The following is a 15,796-nucleotide window of genomic DNA, read 5'->3' as shown; positions in this document are numbered from 1 at the left end:
TTAGTGGATATTTTGCTTTTTAAAGCTTCCACCTTTAACTTCGACTACTTCGTATACTGTCACAAAGGCATTCGGATCGATTTCTCGAATAATACCCTTTATCTTACTTTCTTCCATACGGTTGATTACACACGTAATTTCTTGAAATTCCTGATGGGAGTATGCACCGTATACTGTGCTGAAAGTCGCGCTTCTTCCTAAACGATCTCGAATTGTTTCGACCATTTTAAGCGGCTCTTTTGTAATGATTTTATATGTTTTAGAGCCACTAAGTCCTTCTTCAACAATCAAGATAACTTTTGATGCGATATAATAAGCAATTGCTGATAACAAAGCACCTTTAAAGCCGAATACAAACGATACAATGATGAAAACGAAAAAGTTTAAAAACAAAATGAGATCACTTGTACCGAAAGGCAATTTTCTCGATAGTAACACTGCAAGCATGTCTATCCCATCAAGAGCGCCACCATTACGAAGCGCTAACCCCATACCAATACCTAAAATAATTCCTCCTACAACTGTAATAAGCAATGCATCGCCAGTAATAATAGTTGGAACATGGTGCATAAGCGAAGTACCAATTGCTAATGATGCGATACCGATAACGGAGTTGATTGCGAAGGTTTTTCCAATCTGTTTATATCCTAAGTAAATAAACGGAATGTTTAGTATGGCGATCAGCAGGCCTAATGATACTGGTGTTAGCTGAGAGATGACAATACTAATCCCCGTGATTCCACCATCCGATACGTTATTTGGTATTAATACTGCTTCTAATCCGTAAGCAGCGATTAAACCGCCAATAATAACGATGATTTTTTGTCCGATTGACTTTGCTATGTGTTGCTTTGACATAAAATTCCCCCTCAATATACGGTAACAATTATACATGAATAATAGCGATATTACTTTTCATTGCCCCATTTTTTTCAAAAAAAAGCTATCGGGAAAAACAATGCTTTTTCCTGACAGCTTTTATGGGAATTTTGGGAATTATTTATTTCCTATTTCTGATTCAATTAAATCCTCCAAAGATTTTGCGTTTTCCAGAGCTTCGGCAGGGATTGTTATTGTTGGTACTGTATTAAAATCTGAATATTTCATAGTTGATTTACTTTTTATATTCATTACAACACCTTCCAGGTTCATGCCGAATCCGAAGTCCATTACCATTTCTTCTATATCAAATGTTTCCTTATTAATTTTGATTTCATAAGAAAAATTATCGTATTTTAAATTTTTCATATCGGCCAGTACTTCCTCGTCCAAACCTAAGTTCATGGCAGACATTTGTTCTTGTATAAGAGCGGTAAAGTTATCTCCAGTACCTTTCAAATTTAATGTATAATACCCATCCGTTTCTTTGATATTGAAATCGGTTGCAAATTTCTGCAACATTTCTAATTGATCAGCAGCATTAATTTGTGCGCCAGCTTGCGTTAATATTTCTTCGAACATGTCGGCAGGATAATTAATCCAAGTTTCTGACGTGCCTTCATACATATACATGCCATCTTTTTCTGTCATATACATTTTTAAAGGCATATCAATCGATTCGCCTGTTGTTGGCTCGACCATAGACATTGTTCCTTCAATGAAGAACTGCATAGGTTTATTGACAATTGACATATCCATTTTTCCGTTAGTATCGATTTTTATACGTTCTTCCCCATCTTGGATATCCATCGATTGCGTCATTGTCATTTTTGCTTTCATGCTAGTTGTAGCTTGTTGTTTTTCGATTGCCTTTGTGAAAATGGTTTTTAATAGCGCTGAATCCGTTGAAGACGCTTCTGTATCATTTTCTGTGAATTCGTTCACTACATTGAAAATGAATGTTGCTAGTTGACCGCGTGTTATCGATTTCTCTGCGCCAAATTCCGTATCACTTATGCCTTTTGCTATACCGTATTCATATAAAGCTGTAACGACATAAGCGTATTCATTATCCCCAGTCACATCATGAAAAGGGCTGTCGCCTTCAGCTTTTAAATCCAATGCTTTAGCGAGCATATAAGCAAATTCCCCACGCGTAATTGTTTCATTTGGCTTGAAAGTGTTATCTTCATACACTTTAATTGCATCGAGTGCAGTCAATGCTGCGATAGAACCGTAGTACTGATGTGATGCCGGAATATCGGTGAACTTAGGATTGACCACATTTTCCGTATCAAGACCAAGTGCACCGGCAATAATTTTAGCTGCCTGTCCACGTGTCACATTCTGCGCGGGTTTAAATGTTCCATCTGGATAACCACTAATAATTTCGGCTGCATGCAATTCTGTAATCGCCTTAAAATGTATGTTGTTTTCAGCAACATCTGTGAAATTTACGGCAGCTGAAGCAGGGGCTACTGTTGCTGCTGTCATTGCTAATGAAGCAACTGCAAATGTGTAAAACTTCTTTTTCATACTAAATATCCTCCTTGTCCTAAGCAAATATTCATATGTGTCATGCATAATTTGCAAAAGACTTTATCTTAATTCGGCAGCTGTTTTCGTGCAGCTAATGAATTAGAAACAAAGTAAGTGACCGGCAGGAAAGACGGATAAGCTTCCGGGTAACGGGAAATTTCTATTATTTGTAAGAGTAGTTAAGCATTTTTTAGTATGCCATATCACATATATCCATTATATATTAATATATTATAATTATTTCAATAAAGTCCATAATTTTGAAATATATTTGTGTTTTAATTATGACTGTGACATGGATTGTAATAATCAGGTGGAACTAACTTAAATGTAAACAACTTTTAAAAATAGAGGAAAGCTCACATAAAAAAGAATGAAACTTCGGTGACCGTATGCTAATTGCTGTTCTTGGCGTACGGTTCTTTTTGTGGAATTAAAATGTTCGAATTATGCGATTAAATTATTCTAAAAACGATATGTTAGTTTTTATAACATTAGATTGACAAAGAACATTACATTGATTTAAAGTAAATGGTAAGAAGAGGGAGGCGAGATAATGAGTCGAGAGTTTCGAAGAGCGATGCCGTTACTGCCGATTAGCATGGTTATGCAATTGACGGAATTAACGGCTAGACAAATTCGTTATTATGAAGAACATGAATTAATCGTCCCTGCCAGATCAGAAGGGAATCGAAGGATGTTTTCTCTTGATGATATTGATGCATTGCTGGAAATAAGAGAGCTACTCGACCAGGGCATTAATATGGCGGGTGTCAAAAAGGTATTTGCAATGAGATCGAAAGAGTATGTAAAGAAACCTGACGTGGTACGCGTGACAGATACAGAATTGCGGACTATATTGCGTGAAGAAATGCTGCAGGCGCAGCGCATGCAAAAAACATCGCTACGTCAAGGCGATTTATCGCGTTTCTTTCAATATAAAACTGAGTAGGACCAACTAAAAAGGAGAGTGTTGAAGTATGGCAAATGTAATGGTGAATGGAACAAGCAAAGCAACGAAAGAAAGCATTAAAAAAATTGTAGCCGATAAAAATGTTAAATTTATTCGTCTGCAATTTACCGATATTTTAGGAACAATCAAAAACGTTGAAATTCCGGTAAGTCAGTTAGATAAAGCGCTGGATAACAAAATGATGTTTGACGGTTCTTCAATTGAAGGTTTCGTGCGTATTGAAGAATCTGACATGTATTTGCGTCCGGATTTAGATACTTTCATGATTTTCCCATGGACTGCAGAAAAGGGAAAAGTTGCCCGATTAATTTGTGACATCGCACGTCCGGACGGCTCTCCTTTTGAAGGGGATCCGCGCTCTAACCTAAAAAGAATGTTAAAAGAAATGGAGGAATTAGGTTTTACAAGTTTTAACTTAGGACCTGAACCAGAATTCTTCTTATTTAAATTAGATGAAAAAGGCAACCCGACATTAGAACTAAATGATGATGGTGGATACTTCGACTTGGCACCAACAGATTTAGGGGAAAACTGCCGTCGCGATATCGTATTGGAACTTGAGGAGATGGGCTTTGAAATTGAAGCATCACACCATGAAGTAGCTCCGGGTCAACACGAAATTGACTTCAAATATGCCAACGCGGTGGAAGCGTGTGATAACATTCAAACGTTCAAATTAGTAGTAAAAACAATTGCGCGTAAACATGGCTTACATGCGACATTTATGCCAAAACCTTTATTCGGTGTGAACGGTTCAGGAATGCACTTCAACTTATCGTTATTCCAAGGAAGCAAAAATGCGTTTTGGGATGAAGGGGAAGACTTACAGTTATCAAAAACAGCGAAACATTTCTTAGCAGGTGTATTAAAGCACGTTCAAGGATTTACAGCGGTGACGAATCCGACTGTCAACTCATACAAACGTTTAGTACCAGGCTATGAAGCACCTTGTTATGTGGCATGGTCACCAAAAAACCGTTCACCATTAGTACGTATTCCGGAATCTCGTGGTCTATCAACTCGTATTGAATTAAGATCAGTTGACCCATCTGCAAACCCGTACTTAGCAATGGCTGTTATTTTGGCTGCAGGATTGGATGGCGTGAAAAATAAAATCGAGCCACCAGCACCGGTTGACCGTAACATTTACGTGATGAATGCTGAAGAGCGTGCAGCTTATGGTATTGCAAGTTTACCAGGTTCATTGGATGCAGCATTAGCTACTTTAGCGAAAGATGAAGTAATCATTGATGCATTAGGTGAACATATTTATGCAAACTTCAAAGAAGCAAAAGAAGTGGAGTTTGATATGTTCCGCACATCTGTACACCAGTGGGAACGCGACCAATATATGAAGATGTACTAAGAAGAAAGCGTTGGGGCTGTAGGCTCCAACGCTTTTTTCATTAAACAATATTTAAGATTTTTATTTCATCCTAATGTTGTAGAGTTTTTTTCTCCTTTTCTCTCTAAAATGTGGTAAGGAGGGATGTAAATGAAACAGTGGACAGAAACATTACATGTAGCACAATTTCGTATCGCACGGCCAACTGATCAAATAGAACAGATTGAACGTTTTTATTGTGAAGGTCTTGGTCTTAAAAAACTTGGCGGCTTTAAAGGACATCGAGGGTACACTGGTATTATGATTGGTTTACCGGATGCATCGTATCATCTGGAATTTACTGAACATATTGATGGAAGTCCATGTCCTGCACCAACGGAAGATAATTTGCTCGTATTTTATATGCCTGATGCCGAACAAATTCAAGCAGTGAAGTCTCGACTCGCTAGTATGGGCTACCACGAGGTGCCGCCTGAAAATCCGTATTGGGAAGAAAAAGGTGTGACTTTTGCGGACCCGGATGGCTGGCGAATAGTATTGATGAACACTGAGGGGATTTAATATCTGGTAAACAGTATATAGGTACAAAACCTGCACTACGAGGACGCACCACTAAATGAAAATATATTAAAAAGAAAGCGTTAGGGCTGTATGCTCCAACGCTTTTCATTAATAAAACATAAATATGGCAGATCCATATTACGAACCTGAACAACATTATTTATGTATTCTCTCTATTTTATGCAGCAGTATCTGAATACTTATTAAGTAATTCATCTAATTCTTGACTGCAATGTACTACTTCAGGGTGTGTGAATCCTAGATCATTTGCTTTTTTGTACATGTCTTTTCTTTTAGATTCAATTCTTATTCTCAATCTTAGTCTAAATATTTTTTTGAAAAATAAAAATTTCATTGCTAAATTTATGTTCCTTTCTGAAGTATTACGCTGTTTTATATTTTCGAATTAAATATAATAGCGCTTATTCATCGTATCCTATTAAGAAATAATAAAGTGTCGAATCGTGGTAGAAATATAAAGTTCATAAATTTGTAAAAAATAGGTGTATTATACAAAAATAATTTCATCTCATATTGACTTCAATTATGAAACGAAATAGTTAAATTAAAGTGTTGATTTAAAGCGTTTATTTTCCTGTTTTTTGAAAATTTACCTTTTAGTTTGTAAATTATTAATTGATAGATTATTCTAATAAAGTACCCAATAAATCGAAATTTAGGTTTGTAACCGTTTTCAATGTCGATATATAGAAGGGGGAGGGGATTACATATGTTGCAGGCATTAAAAATTGGATTTCTCATCGAACGCTCTAACCGAAAAAATATTGTTGCGTTACTCGCAGTGATCGTTATTGTGTTTGGATGTATGTTTTTTATTAAGGCAGAGTCAGTAGGGGATCAGCTCAATGAGAAAAGAGGCGACTACTACAGTTCGCGTGCTGTATTATCCAAGTTCCAAGTTCAGGATGCCTCAAGGGACGGGGATGGCAGTGATTTATTTAAAAATCTGACACAGCAGAAAAGTGCCGTGGCCTTACAAATTGCTTCATTAACTGTAGAAAACTATCCGATGTATTATGAGGCTTCCTATCGTATTGCTGAGTTGCGGCAACAAGCTTTTGATATGGAAGAGTACGAAAAAGTGAAGGATTTGCTGCCTACAAAGTTTCAAAATTCAATGAATTACTTATATTTTAAAGTGATGTACGAATCGGGCAAAAATACGATTAGCGATCTATCTCATTACATACCGTTTTTGTTGTATTTCTTTAGTTTAGTAGGTGTTGGCTGGTACATATTTATGAGTTTCTATACGAGTTCGATTTTACTGGATGATTTTGAGCATTCAAGCATTATTAAAGGTTACCCGGTCCGATTTGACCAATATGTAATATCCAAATGTATCATTGCCTTTTTGTATGTTGTCGCATTTATTGCGCTCATCTTTATTAGTGCTTCACCCTTGTTATTCAATGGATTGGGAGAAGGCTCTGAACAAGTGGCCGTCTATTTCGGAGAGCCGACATTAATTTCAAGTGTGTACTATATTGCACTTTGCATTGTCTATATGTTTGTCATTTCGATATTTGTAATGCTTTTGTCCATTATTTTAAATGTACTGCTGAAAAATATGTATTTGACATTGTTTGTTCATTTGATTCTATTCTTTTTACCGATTATTTTCCCTTTAATTATTAGTGTGTTCCCGTACAATCCGTTCCATTTCATGAACTTCAATGAAATTTTAAATGGAATGCCGTTGGATTTAGTGCGTCCTGTGGATGTAACGATGAATATCGGATTACTGATTATGAGTATTTGTATTTTAATCATGTTATTCGTCATTAAAACATTCTTCTCTACAGGAAAAATTAAAAGGGCCTAGGGGGGAAAGAAATGTACGGATATTTTAAATTTGAACTGAAACAGTTTTTTACGAATAAGAAAAACTTGGCGGTCTATTTTCTGCTGGCATTTGCTGCGATATTTTATGCGTTTAAGATTGCACCTGCCTATGATCCTATTGAAAAGGTCGACAGGGAGGAAATTGAAGCCCGCTATTTAACGCGTCAGGAATTTATTGATGATTTAAGTAAGAGGGATTTAAGGGAAATACATCCGACATCAGTTAGAGCATATTATGATTTTGCTGATATCAACCCGCTGGATAAGGCAAGAATGGATGCCCTTGATGCAAATGATCTGAAAAAGTATGCGGAAGTAACAAGCGACTGGTATATTCAAATGAACTATTTGACATTTTATAATGAAAACCTTTTCTATAATGACCGATATTATGTGGCAGACAGGGAATTTGCAAATGTTGAAGGTGCTTTAAATGCGATGGATCAACATTTCCGGTACGGTGCTTTTAATGAGGCTAATTACGAATTGTCGATTGGTGTTTTTGAACAGCGTACGGCATTGCAGACGTTTGAGCGACTTCTGAAAGGTCCGCTTCCTTTAATATTAATTATTTGTACCTTATTACTGGCGATCGATATTGTGACGAAGGATCGTCGTCACCCGTCTGTGCTGAAAGGCTTTCCGATTGCGGACTGGAAGAAGCTGCTCGTAAAAATAGGTGTTGCTTTTATCGGCAGTATCACATTATTTGTACCTTTACTTATTGGTTTTATGATAATCGGGGCTCAATCAGGTTTCGGCCATCTTAAACTGCCATCACCCGAGTATGCTTTTAATTTCTTGCAATGGGGGAATGAGAGTTTAGCTAATATGATGACATTAGGCATGTTTTTGGGTCGGTCTTTATCATTACTGATTGTATGGTTCATTGTCATAATCAATGTTGTAATTTTATGCAGTGTACTGTTCCGCCAAGAAATGGTGAATTTGGCAGTCGGACTATTGGTCATTTTTGGCGAAAAGTTTTATATAAGCCGCGGTATCGGATATTTTTGGGAAGTGGAAAAAGTTCCTACTACGTATATCCATGTCGGAAAAGTTGTATCTGGTTATCAGAACTATTATTTAGGAAGTGAGAATGTAGATTATCAATACGGCCTGCTATTATTGACAATATGCGCGGTTATTCTATTGGTGATTGTGTTGCTCATTTCACTTATTAAACGTTTCAAGCTTGTAAAATAGGGGGGACAACGAATGATTGCTATTGAAAATATTACCGTTCAGTTTGCTGATAAAAAAGTGCTAAACGATATTTCGATCAAGTTTGAACAAGGCGAAATGATCGGGCTAGTTGCACCGAACGGAACCGGTAAATCTACTTTGATGAATGTCATTATGAACTATTTGCCGCCAACAAGCGGAAAAGTATCATTTAACGATAATCTTAGCTATTCAAATAAATCCAGTGAGGTAAAAATCCACAAGTTTGTGTCGATGATGCCGGATCAAAGCGATTTATATAATCATTTAAGCGGACGTGCCCATTTAAAAATGTTCGCAACGATGTGGAAGTCTGATCCGAAACTGATCGACGAAACAATTGAAGCGCTGAATATGGGCCATTATGTAAATAAGAAAACTGGGACTTATTCACTCGGCATGCGTCAGCGGCTTTGTTTTGCGATGCAAATTGTGGCGAATACAGACATTATGATGATGGACGAAGTAATGAACGGGCTTGATCCGAATAATATTGAAGTGATTTCTAGGATTTTAATGAAGAAAAAGGCTGAGGGGAAAATGATCATTATCGCTTCGCACTTACTTGATAATCTGGAAAAATATGCGGACCGGATTTTCCTGTTTAATGAAGGGAAGCTGGTCGATACAAATGAAATCATTGAAGGGTTCAGTCAGGCGAAAATTAAAACAGTACGGGTAAAAAATATGGAGGAGTCCGTAAAAGCGCTCCTAAAGGAGAAATATCCGCTAATCGAGCAGCAAACACTCGTTACGGATATGACACTGCTGCATCTCCCTAGTTCGGAACCGATGCTGTTAAGCGATCTAACTGAATTTTTGGTGGATAACAATGTAATGGACTTTGCATTTGGCAAAGTGACATTGAATGATTTATATGCCCTTTACTATCATGAAGTTATATAATAAAAAGCCTTCGTCAATCAATTTTGACGAAGGCTTTATTTATAACGAACAACAAGTTTGAATGGTATGCTTGTAAGTTACAAAAGAGTATAAATTTTACTTTTTAAACATTTAATTTTTTCTTCCAGTTCAATGAGAAGATACTTGAAGAAATAACAACTACGAATAACGTAATTACCGTAATAAATACGATGTAGTAAGAACCAGTTGTATCGAAAATATAACTGAATAAAGTAGTACCGACCGCAACACCTAATGTTGAAGCAGACATGATTGTAGTATAAATGGATGCATAGTCTCTACCGCCAAATACTTCACGAATAACCATTGGAGGTAAAAGGGTAGACCCTGAGAAACCGATACCGAATAATAATGCACCTAAATACATCATACCGATGCCGAATGAATCAGAGAACAGCAGCGCAATCGTACCTAAAATACCACTGCCGATACCTGTCAACAGTGCTAATTTAACGCCAAATTTATCGTTAACCGCACCGATCAGGAACTTCCCGCCCGTTTGGCCGATCGTCACACATGTAACACCTGTAGCGGCCATTGCAGCAGAGAAACCAACTGACTGGATAAAGTTTGGTACGTGGAAGCCAACTGTAGATGCTAAACCAAATAAACCTGTAAATCCTAAAATTAAATAGAATGGAATTGTTTTGATGGCAACTTTCTTCATTACCCCAGTTTCAGGTTGTGCTTGTACAGCCTCTTTATTTGTTGTTTCTTCAGCACCATAAGGCTGTTTGTTCATATCTTCGGGTTTTGAACGAATAACGAATAATGTAAACGGCAAAATTAATAGGGCAATACATACACCTAAAATCATGTATGTTGGACGCCAGCCGATTGATTCGATTAACGCACCAGTGATTTGAGCGAAAATCGCACCACCAATACCCATGAAAGCCATTGCAAAACCTAATGCCGTACCGGCTTTTGCTTTAAACCAATTGTTGATTAGTAATGGAATCGTTCCATAAATTAAGAATGTACTACCGATACCAAGTGCTACACCTGAGATGTAGAAATTCCAGGCAGATGTATAGAAGCCCATTAATCCGAATGCGAGTGCATTTATAATACCAGCTATTGTTAAAATATAACGAACATCGAATTTATTTAGAAACTTCCCAGCGAACGGTAAGAAAATTGTTACCGTTAAATACATAATTGATGTATACAAACTAATATCAGATACACCAACACCGAAATCTTGTGCAACAGCGCGATATAATAGACCAGCACAGCTTACGATGATCCCGACACTTGCCGCATAAATCGCAGCACTTGCGATCATGATCCACCATGCATAGTGCATTTTTCCTTGTTTTTTCATGCTATCTCCTTTGATGTATAAGAGAAGCAAGTGAATTGCTTCTCCTCTTCATTTTTGTAAAATCATTTATTGAATTGTGAAACCGCCATCAATTGTTACCGCAGTACCGCTCATAAATTTCGCTTCATCAGATGCTAAAAATACAGCTAAGTCTGCTACTTCTTCAACTTGACCAAATGTACGTGTCGGTACAGCTTCTTTAGAAAGACCAGCTAAAACGTCTTTTACTAAAGGTGTTTCAATTGTACCCGGGCAAATTGCATTGATTTTTATACCGTAGCGAGCGTATTCGCTAGATAAATGTTTTGTGTAACCGATTGCACCATGTTTAGAAGCTGTATATGCTGCTCCACCTTTACCTGCAACTAAACCGGCAACTGAACAAATATTTACGATTGCACCAGTTTGACGCTCAATCATGCTTGGTAATATAGCGTTACAGAATTCGAACATGCTTGTTAAATTAATATCAATTAAAAATTTCCATTGATCTAATGTAGTTTCAAGCGATTTTTGATACTTGTCGAATACACCTGCATTGTTTACTAGTACATCAACTGGACCGAATGTTTCTTCTGTCACTTTAATGCAGTTTAAAATGTCTTCTGTTTTCATGACATTTACCGGTACAGCGATTGCTTCGCCGCCAGCTGCTTTAATCTCTTCTGCAACAGCTTTTGCCCCTTCCAGGTTTAAGTCTGCAACAACGACTTTTGCCCCTTCTTTAGCAAAACGAATTGCTTCGCCTTGACCCATTCCTGATGCTGCACCTGTAATTATGGCAACTTTATTTTGTAATCGCATAGTAGATCTCTCCTTAAATCAATTTTTTAATAATTGCTTGCGCGCAATTTATATCTTAAACTTATGGTACATATAATTAAAAATACTTATTTCTTATGTTGATATAACTTAAAGTTATTTAGAGGAGGCAATTTGAATGGATTTAGTGAAACTGCGCTATTTTTATGAAACAGCGAAAGTACAAAATATGTCACATGCCGCAAAAGAACTTTTAATTTCACAACCGGCATTAAGTAAGGCAATTGCGCAGCTGGAGGAAGAATTGGAGATGGATCTTTTTTACCGTAACGGCAAACGCATTACACTTAATTCAAATGGTGAATTTTTATTTAAACGAGCGGAACGAATTTTTGCGGAAATCCTGGATCTGGAGCGAGGTTTACGTGAATTTCGTGAGCAGGGCAATGGGGAATTGTCCATTGTTACAACGTTACCATATACATTTACGAATATATTAAATGAATTTTTAAATTTTTATCCATCCATTAAATATAAGCAAGTGCCACTATCGAAGGATAATCTTGAACAATTTATCGAATATGGAAAATTTGATTTGTGTATCACAACGGAAAAGTTGAATCACCCGAATGTGGAATGGCTTCCTTTGTTCAACGAGGAAATATTTTTAACGGTACCTTCGACATACCCGGAAGCTGAATTGGAGTCGGTTAACCTTTCCGAATTGCGTTCTTTACCATTCATTGGTCTGACTGCTGAATACCGTTTTCGGCAGCTGACGGATGATTTTTGTCGGGAGAACGGTTATACACCTGAATACCAAGTGGAAGTAGAGGAAGCGACGACGATACTTCAGCTTGTAAAGAATGGTCGTGGTGCTGCCTTTACACCTGAAACGTCGATGAGTATGTATGATGATAAAATCAGGCATATCCGAATTGAAAATGGAGAATTTACTCGGACAATTGGATTATTAAAACATAAATATACGTATACTACAGCCATTTCTAAAGCATTTATTCAGCATTGTTATAATTATTTTGAGAGTACACATAAATAACCCTTTAAAAGACGAATTCCCCGCCTATTGAACATAGACGGGGACATTTTATTAGGGGGAGTTGATTGTTTTGTCGAACAATGTATTGTAATAGTTTAGAAGTCATTCGTTGAGCAGAACTTAATAAACTATAATTCGTCCAAATTTCCTCCAAGAAATTTGATGGCTTTGAATTTTAAAGTTGGAGGCTGTAAAATCCAATGATAAGACTGAGTAAAAGTCCTGAATTACAAAATCGTAACTTAAATTCGAGAGTGAAACGAATTTAAATTAGGTTATTTATGCAGAGACAAACAATCTTTTGCACAAGTAAAATATACATGGATTTTTTTATTATGAAAAATACTTATTTTTTATTCTGATATAACTTTTGGTTATTAAGGGAGCACTATATAAAATCAAAACGCCATTTCCTATTAAAGAAATGGCGTTATTGTTTATATGATGAATGGGGGATTGTATCGTAGTGCAATATAAAATGACAAATAATTATTAAGGGATTCAATACTTCATCAATGCAATGGATGGTGCAGATGCAATGGTGGAGGGATGAGCCAGCCTTTTGATTTGTTTAGGCGCAATAGCTTTGCTCCAAGCTGTGCCTTAGCCGTATGGAATTGACCATACATCATTCCGATATCTTCTCGCATTGTCATACCCATAGCCTGACTGCAAGCAACTAAACCGGCAGCGACATCTACAGATAATGCTGCACTTATTTCAGGATCATTGAATCTTGCTCCTGGCGGGATATTTTCGATTCGTGCTTCAGGACGTTCTGGTGGTGCAGGAGGAAGTCCAACTCCATTTAATTTAAGAATTTTTTCTAATTGCTTAACTTCATCTCTTGCAAATTGGATAAAGTCTTCAATTATTTTTTTCAAGTCCTGGTCACCGGCATGATTATAAAAAGTCTGATACCCTGCAATCATACTGTAACCTGCAGCCAAACTTGTCCAAATGTTAAAAACTTCTCCATAATGTAACGGTTCGTCTTTTGGGTTACCCGTTAATATTCCCATCATTACACTTCCTTTCAAAATTAGGTGAATTTCATACAACGGTAGTATGAGCAACTAAAGTGTTTTAATTCATTTTTAATTGAAAAAAATACTATACATCACCTGACTTTGAAAAACGAAAAACAATTCATCATTAGAATGAAAAGTTTGATAAATGACAAAAAAATAAGACGCTTGCTACTGAAATAGAATAGCAAACGCCTTATTTGAATGTAATTAATATGTATAAAGTGGTAAGTCAACCAGTAACGAGTAATGTTGAAGTAAACGGGATTTACTTCAACTCGTTAATAAAATAAAGCTATTTTTATAAATTAGTTAGTAGGACCTTGAACTCTTTTGTAAATTTCTTTTTCAATTTCTTCTTTTGGCTTTTTAAGCGCAATTTCCAAGACATCTAATATAATTGTTGAGAGTTGCTGTAAAATTTGGGAGTCTTGAGATGTGATTTTTTTCTCTTCTTTTTGTAATTCCAAATCTTTTCGTAGGAGTGTATTCATTAATTGGGCAGCTTCTAAATGATTATTCGCACCTAAGATTTCTGCGTGATTTCTTTGGCGGTTTGTACTGCGGTCATTCCATTCGCTTGGTTCATTCGAAAAACAATCCATAATTTGAACTGCTTCATCATAGCTCAATAATTTTTCAAGTTGTGAGTTTTTACTCTCAACTGGATGATATAGTGTTACTCCCGGTCTGATTTTTGATTGCATAACATAGTAAAGCATAGGTTCTCCTGTGAAGTTTTGTTCTATAATACCCTCAATCTGGCAAATACCATGGGATTTATAAAACGTTAAGTCACCAATTTTATACATATATACGCCTCCGGAAAAAGTTATACATTTAATAATAAAGTAAATTACCGTTCAAGTCAACTAAGTTGACTTGAATATCCTATTAGTATTATGAACTTGAATTAATATATTAGCTTTAGTATGATGCTTGAGACTATTTAAGAATTATGTTGACAGAAAAAAGGGGGGAGAAGCAATGATTGACTTTATCGAATTATTGTATCGCCAACATAAACAATTACGCCAAAAGGCAGAAATTATGTGGAATGAAAATAATGACCTTCATATAACGAGTTCCGAATGGTTTGTACTGAAAAACATATATGAGGGCTACGTAACGGTACCCGAATTAGTAAAACAGTTAGACATTTCAAAGCAGGGGGTTCATAAATTTGTGACTTCCTTACAAGAAAAAAAATTAATTACGACCGAATTAATAAAAGGCTCGAAAGTTCAAAAGATGGCACATTTGACCGAGAAGGGAATCGTTATTTTTAATGAAAGCAAAAAGATGGAGCTTGAAATAGAAAAGATGGTAAGGGACACGATCGGGGATAAAGAATATGAACTGCTGCTGGAAATGCTCAAAAAGCCGCTCCTGAAAATTTAAATCCGATAATTTGGAAATGAAGATAACTGAAAAACCGCACGAAAGAATACTTCCTTCATGCGGTTACTTTAATATAGTATAAATCTTATTTAAAAGAACCTTCAAAAACAATTTCGTTTAACGGACGTCGACCTGATGGTGTTTCACGTGCCTGTAATTCAGGAGACAGCATTTCTTTGTCGCCTTTGTAACCAATTGCTATTGCTAAATGCACATCAAATGTATCCGGAATGTTAAACGTCTCTTTTGCCACATCTTTATGAATACCGCTCATTGGATGTGTGATTAAACCTTCCTTAGCTGCCTGAAGCGACAAGAAGCCCCATGCTGTCCCTGCATCAAACTCATGTGAACCTTTTGTATTGTCAGAAACGACTAATACTAAAACAGGTGCACGTTTTGCCCATACTAAATTACCTTCCATTAAAACAGGGTGGAATTTTGCTAAATCCTCTTCTGTTTTCGCTACGATAAAACGCCAAGGTTGGTTATTGCCTGCTGAAGGAGCCCAACGAGCTGCTTCAAATAAACGGTTTAATACATCTTCTGCAACAGGTGTGTCTGCATAAGCGCGCGGTGACCAACGATTTAAAAATACGTCAGAAATGTCGTGTTCCGCTGTTCGAAATTCTTTTGCTTGTAATACCATAAAAAAATCCTCCTAGTTCTATGTAATACATCTCCTATAATAACCAACGCTAAAATACAATTGCAAACAAAACGATTACAAAAAGTAAGTAAATAATTTTTAGTTAGCTAATGTGGCTAGTTATTGAAAATATGCATCTACCCATAAATAATTGTTAAGGCAGATAAAGTTGAGTTTATAGTAGACAAAACCGATTTTTTGCTATATACTAAGGTCAATGAGATAGTTATAAGACATTAAATTCACCTATTACAA

The 15,796-nt window shown here is 36.4% G+C and carries 16 protein-coding genes; 8 read left to right on the top strand and 8 right to left on the bottom strand.

All coding sequences use genetic code 11. From position 1 onward, the window contains the following. Together M3166_RS07880 and M3166_RS07875 are read right to left on the bottom strand one after the other, a co-directional pair. On the bottom strand, positions 1-858 hold the full coding sequence (locus M3166_RS07880) for a YitT family protein (RefSeq protein ID WP_251688950.1): 858 nt from the start codon (positions 856-858) through the stop codon (positions 1-3). A gap of 138 nt (positions 859-996) precedes the next feature. Further along, positions 997-2,415: an S-layer homology domain-containing protein gene (locus tag M3166_RS07875; RefSeq protein ID WP_251688948.1), complete on the bottom strand. Its 1,419-nt coding sequence runs from the start codon at positions 2,413-2,415 to the stop codon at positions 997-999. A gap of 559 nt (positions 2,416-2,974) precedes the next feature. Here M3166_RS07875 and M3166_RS07870 point away from each other — a divergent pair. The 3 genes from M3166_RS07870 to M3166_RS07860 all read left to right on the top strand — a co-directional run bounded on the left by M3166_RS07870 (position 2,975) and on the right by M3166_RS07860 (position 5,297). Continuing rightward, entirely contained in the window at positions 2,975-3,370 is a 396-nt protein-coding gene (locus M3166_RS07870; protein ID WP_008408113.1) for a MerR family transcriptional regulator, read from the top strand. A 40-nt stretch (positions 3,371-3,410) separates the two neighbouring features. After that, a complete protein-coding gene (glnA, locus tag M3166_RS07865) occupies positions 3,411-4,757 on the top strand; it encodes a type I glutamate--ammonia ligase (protein WP_251690033.1) in 1,347 nt (448 codons plus the stop codon). 129 nt (positions 4,758-4,886) lie between these two features. Continuing rightward, positions 4,887-5,297 carry a VOC family protein gene (locus tag M3166_RS07860; RefSeq protein WP_251688946.1) on the top strand — a complete coding sequence of 137 codons (411 nt, stop codon included), beginning with the start codon at positions 4,887-4,889 and terminating at the stop codon, positions 5,295-5,297. Between the two features lie 178 nt (positions 5,298-5,475). Here M3166_RS07860 and M3166_RS07855 read toward each other — a convergent pair whose 3' ends face one another. After that, complete coding sequence (locus M3166_RS07855) at positions 5,476-5,652, bottom strand: aspartyl-phosphate phosphatase Spo0E family protein (protein WP_251688944.1); 177 nt, start codon at positions 5,650-5,652, stop codon at positions 5,476-5,478. 375 nt (positions 5,653-6,027) lie between these two features. Between M3166_RS07855 and M3166_RS07850 the strand changes: the two genes are divergently transcribed. From M3166_RS07850 to M3166_RS07840, 3 genes are read left to right on the top strand one after another with little or no spacing between them, the layout of a single operon-like run. Next, complete coding sequence (locus M3166_RS07850) at positions 6,028-7,143, top strand: ABC transporter (RefSeq protein ID WP_251688943.1); 1,116 nt, start codon at positions 6,028-6,030, stop codon at positions 7,141-7,143. Positions 7,144-7,154: 11 nt separating this feature from the next. Then, positions 7,155-8,369, top strand: a complete 1,215-nt coding sequence (locus tag M3166_RS07845; protein ID WP_251688942.1) for an ABC transporter permease — start codon at positions 7,155-7,157, stop codon at positions 8,367-8,369. Positions 8,370-8,381: 12 nt separating this feature from the next. Next, the gene (locus M3166_RS07840) at positions 8,382-9,293 is read left to right on the top strand and encodes an ABC transporter ATP-binding protein (RefSeq protein WP_251688940.1); all 912 of its coding nucleotides are present in this window, start codon (positions 8,382-8,384) and stop codon (positions 9,291-9,293) included. Between the two features lie 103 nt (positions 9,294-9,396). On the opposite strand, the gene M3166_RS07835 is transcribed toward M3166_RS07840, so the two are convergent. Both M3166_RS07835 and M3166_RS07830 read right to left on the bottom strand, forming a co-directional pair. Beyond that, positions 9,397-10,641 carry an MFS transporter gene (locus tag M3166_RS07835; protein ID WP_251688938.1) on the bottom strand — a complete coding sequence of 415 codons (1,245 nt, stop codon included), beginning with the start codon at positions 10,639-10,641 and terminating at the stop codon, positions 9,397-9,399. A 66-nt stretch (positions 10,642-10,707) separates the two neighbouring features. Further along, positions 10,708-11,445 carry an SDR family NAD(P)-dependent oxidoreductase gene (locus M3166_RS07830; protein ID WP_251688936.1) on the bottom strand — a complete coding sequence of 246 codons (738 nt, stop codon included), beginning with the start codon at positions 11,443-11,445 and terminating at the stop codon, positions 10,708-10,710. Between the two features lie 136 nt (positions 11,446-11,581). On the opposite strand from M3166_RS07830, the gene M3166_RS07825 reads away from it, so the two are divergent. Beyond that, positions 11,582-12,463 carry a LysR family transcriptional regulator gene (locus M3166_RS07825; RefSeq protein WP_251688934.1) on the top strand — a complete coding sequence of 294 codons (882 nt, stop codon included), beginning with the start codon at positions 11,582-11,584 and terminating at the stop codon, positions 12,461-12,463. 512 nt (positions 12,464-12,975) lie between these two features. On the opposite strand, the gene M3166_RS07820 is transcribed toward M3166_RS07825, so the two are convergent. Then, entirely contained in the window at positions 12,976-13,485 is a 510-nt protein-coding gene (locus M3166_RS07820) for a DUF3231 family protein (protein WP_251688932.1), read from the bottom strand. A gap of 314 nt (positions 13,486-13,799) precedes the next feature. Further along, complete coding sequence (locus M3166_RS07815; RefSeq protein ID WP_251688930.1) at positions 13,800-14,303, bottom strand: CarD family transcriptional regulator; 504 nt, start codon at positions 14,301-14,303, stop codon at positions 13,800-13,802. Between the two features lie 175 nt (positions 14,304-14,478). Here M3166_RS07815 and M3166_RS07810 point away from each other — a divergent pair, with 175 nt between their 5' ends. Further along, positions 14,479-14,892, top strand: a complete 414-nt coding sequence (locus M3166_RS07810; RefSeq protein WP_251688928.1) for a MarR family winged helix-turn-helix transcriptional regulator — start codon at positions 14,479-14,481, stop codon at positions 14,890-14,892. An 85-nt stretch (positions 14,893-14,977) separates the two neighbouring features. On the opposite strand, the gene M3166_RS07805 is transcribed toward M3166_RS07810, so the two are convergent. Beyond that, positions 14,978-15,541, bottom strand: coding sequence for a nitroreductase family protein (locus M3166_RS07805; protein ID WP_251688926.1), 564 nt, complete (start codon positions 15,539-15,541; stop codon positions 14,978-14,980). Positions 15,542-15,796: the final 255 nt, after the last annotated feature.

The organism is Solibacillus isronensis (assembly GCF_023715405.1).
Classification (GTDB): Bacteria; Bacillota; Bacilli; order Bacillales_A; family Planococcaceae; genus Solibacillus; species Solibacillus isronensis_B.
Note: the sequence above shows the minus strand (reverse complement) of the source record. Positions and strands in the feature narration are given on the sequence as shown.

Excerpts from the sequence above, each read along its gene's own strand:
- M3166_RS07880 (WP_251688950.1), bottom strand. The coding sequence starts at position 858 with ATGTCAAAGCAACACATAGCAAAGTCAATCGGACAAAAAATCATCGTT.
- M3166_RS07875 (WP_251688948.1), bottom strand. The coding sequence starts at position 2,415 with ATGAAAAAGAAGTTTTACACATTTGCAGTTGCTTCATTAGCAATGACA.
- M3166_RS07870 (WP_008408113.1), top strand. The coding sequence starts at position 2,975 with ATGAGTCGAGAGTTTCGAAGAGCGATGCCGTTACTGCCGATTAGCATG.
- glnA (WP_251690033.1), top strand. The coding sequence starts at position 3,411 with ATGGTGAATGGAACAAGCAAAGCAACGAAAGAAAGCATTAAAAAAATT.
- M3166_RS07860 (WP_251688946.1), top strand. The coding sequence starts at position 4,887 with ATGAAACAGTGGACAGAAACATTACATGTAGCACAATTTCGTATCGCA.
- M3166_RS07855 (WP_251688944.1), bottom strand. The coding sequence starts at position 5,652 with ATGAAATTTTTATTTTTCAAAAAAATATTTAGACTAAGATTGAGAATA.
- M3166_RS07850 (WP_251688943.1), top strand. The coding sequence starts at position 6,028 with ATGTTGCAGGCATTAAAAATTGGATTTCTCATCGAACGCTCTAACCGA.
- M3166_RS07845 (WP_251688942.1), top strand. The coding sequence starts at position 7,155 with ATGTACGGATATTTTAAATTTGAACTGAAACAGTTTTTTACGAATAAG.
- M3166_RS07840 (WP_251688940.1), top strand. The coding sequence starts at position 8,382 with ATGATTGCTATTGAAAATATTACCGTTCAGTTTGCTGATAAAAAAGTG.
- M3166_RS07835 (WP_251688938.1), bottom strand. The coding sequence starts at position 10,641 with ATGAAAAAACAAGGAAAAATGCACTATGCATGGTGGATCATGATCGCA.
- M3166_RS07830 (WP_251688936.1), bottom strand. The coding sequence starts at position 11,445 with ATGCGATTACAAAATAAAGTTGCCATAATTACAGGTGCAGCATCAGGA.
- M3166_RS07825 (WP_251688934.1), top strand. The coding sequence starts at position 11,582 with ATGGATTTAGTGAAACTGCGCTATTTTTATGAAACAGCGAAAGTACAA.
- M3166_RS07820 (WP_251688932.1), bottom strand. The coding sequence starts at position 13,485 with ATGGGAATATTAACGGGTAACCCAAAAGACGAACCGTTACATTATGGA.
- M3166_RS07815 (WP_251688930.1), bottom strand. The coding sequence starts at position 14,303 with ATGTATAAAATTGGTGACTTAACGTTTTATAAATCCCATGGTATTTGC.
- M3166_RS07810 (WP_251688928.1), top strand. The coding sequence starts at position 14,479 with ATGATTGACTTTATCGAATTATTGTATCGCCAACATAAACAATTACGC.
- M3166_RS07805 (WP_251688926.1), bottom strand. The coding sequence starts at position 15,541 with ATGGTATTACAAGCAAAAGAATTTCGAACAGCGGAACACGACATTTCT.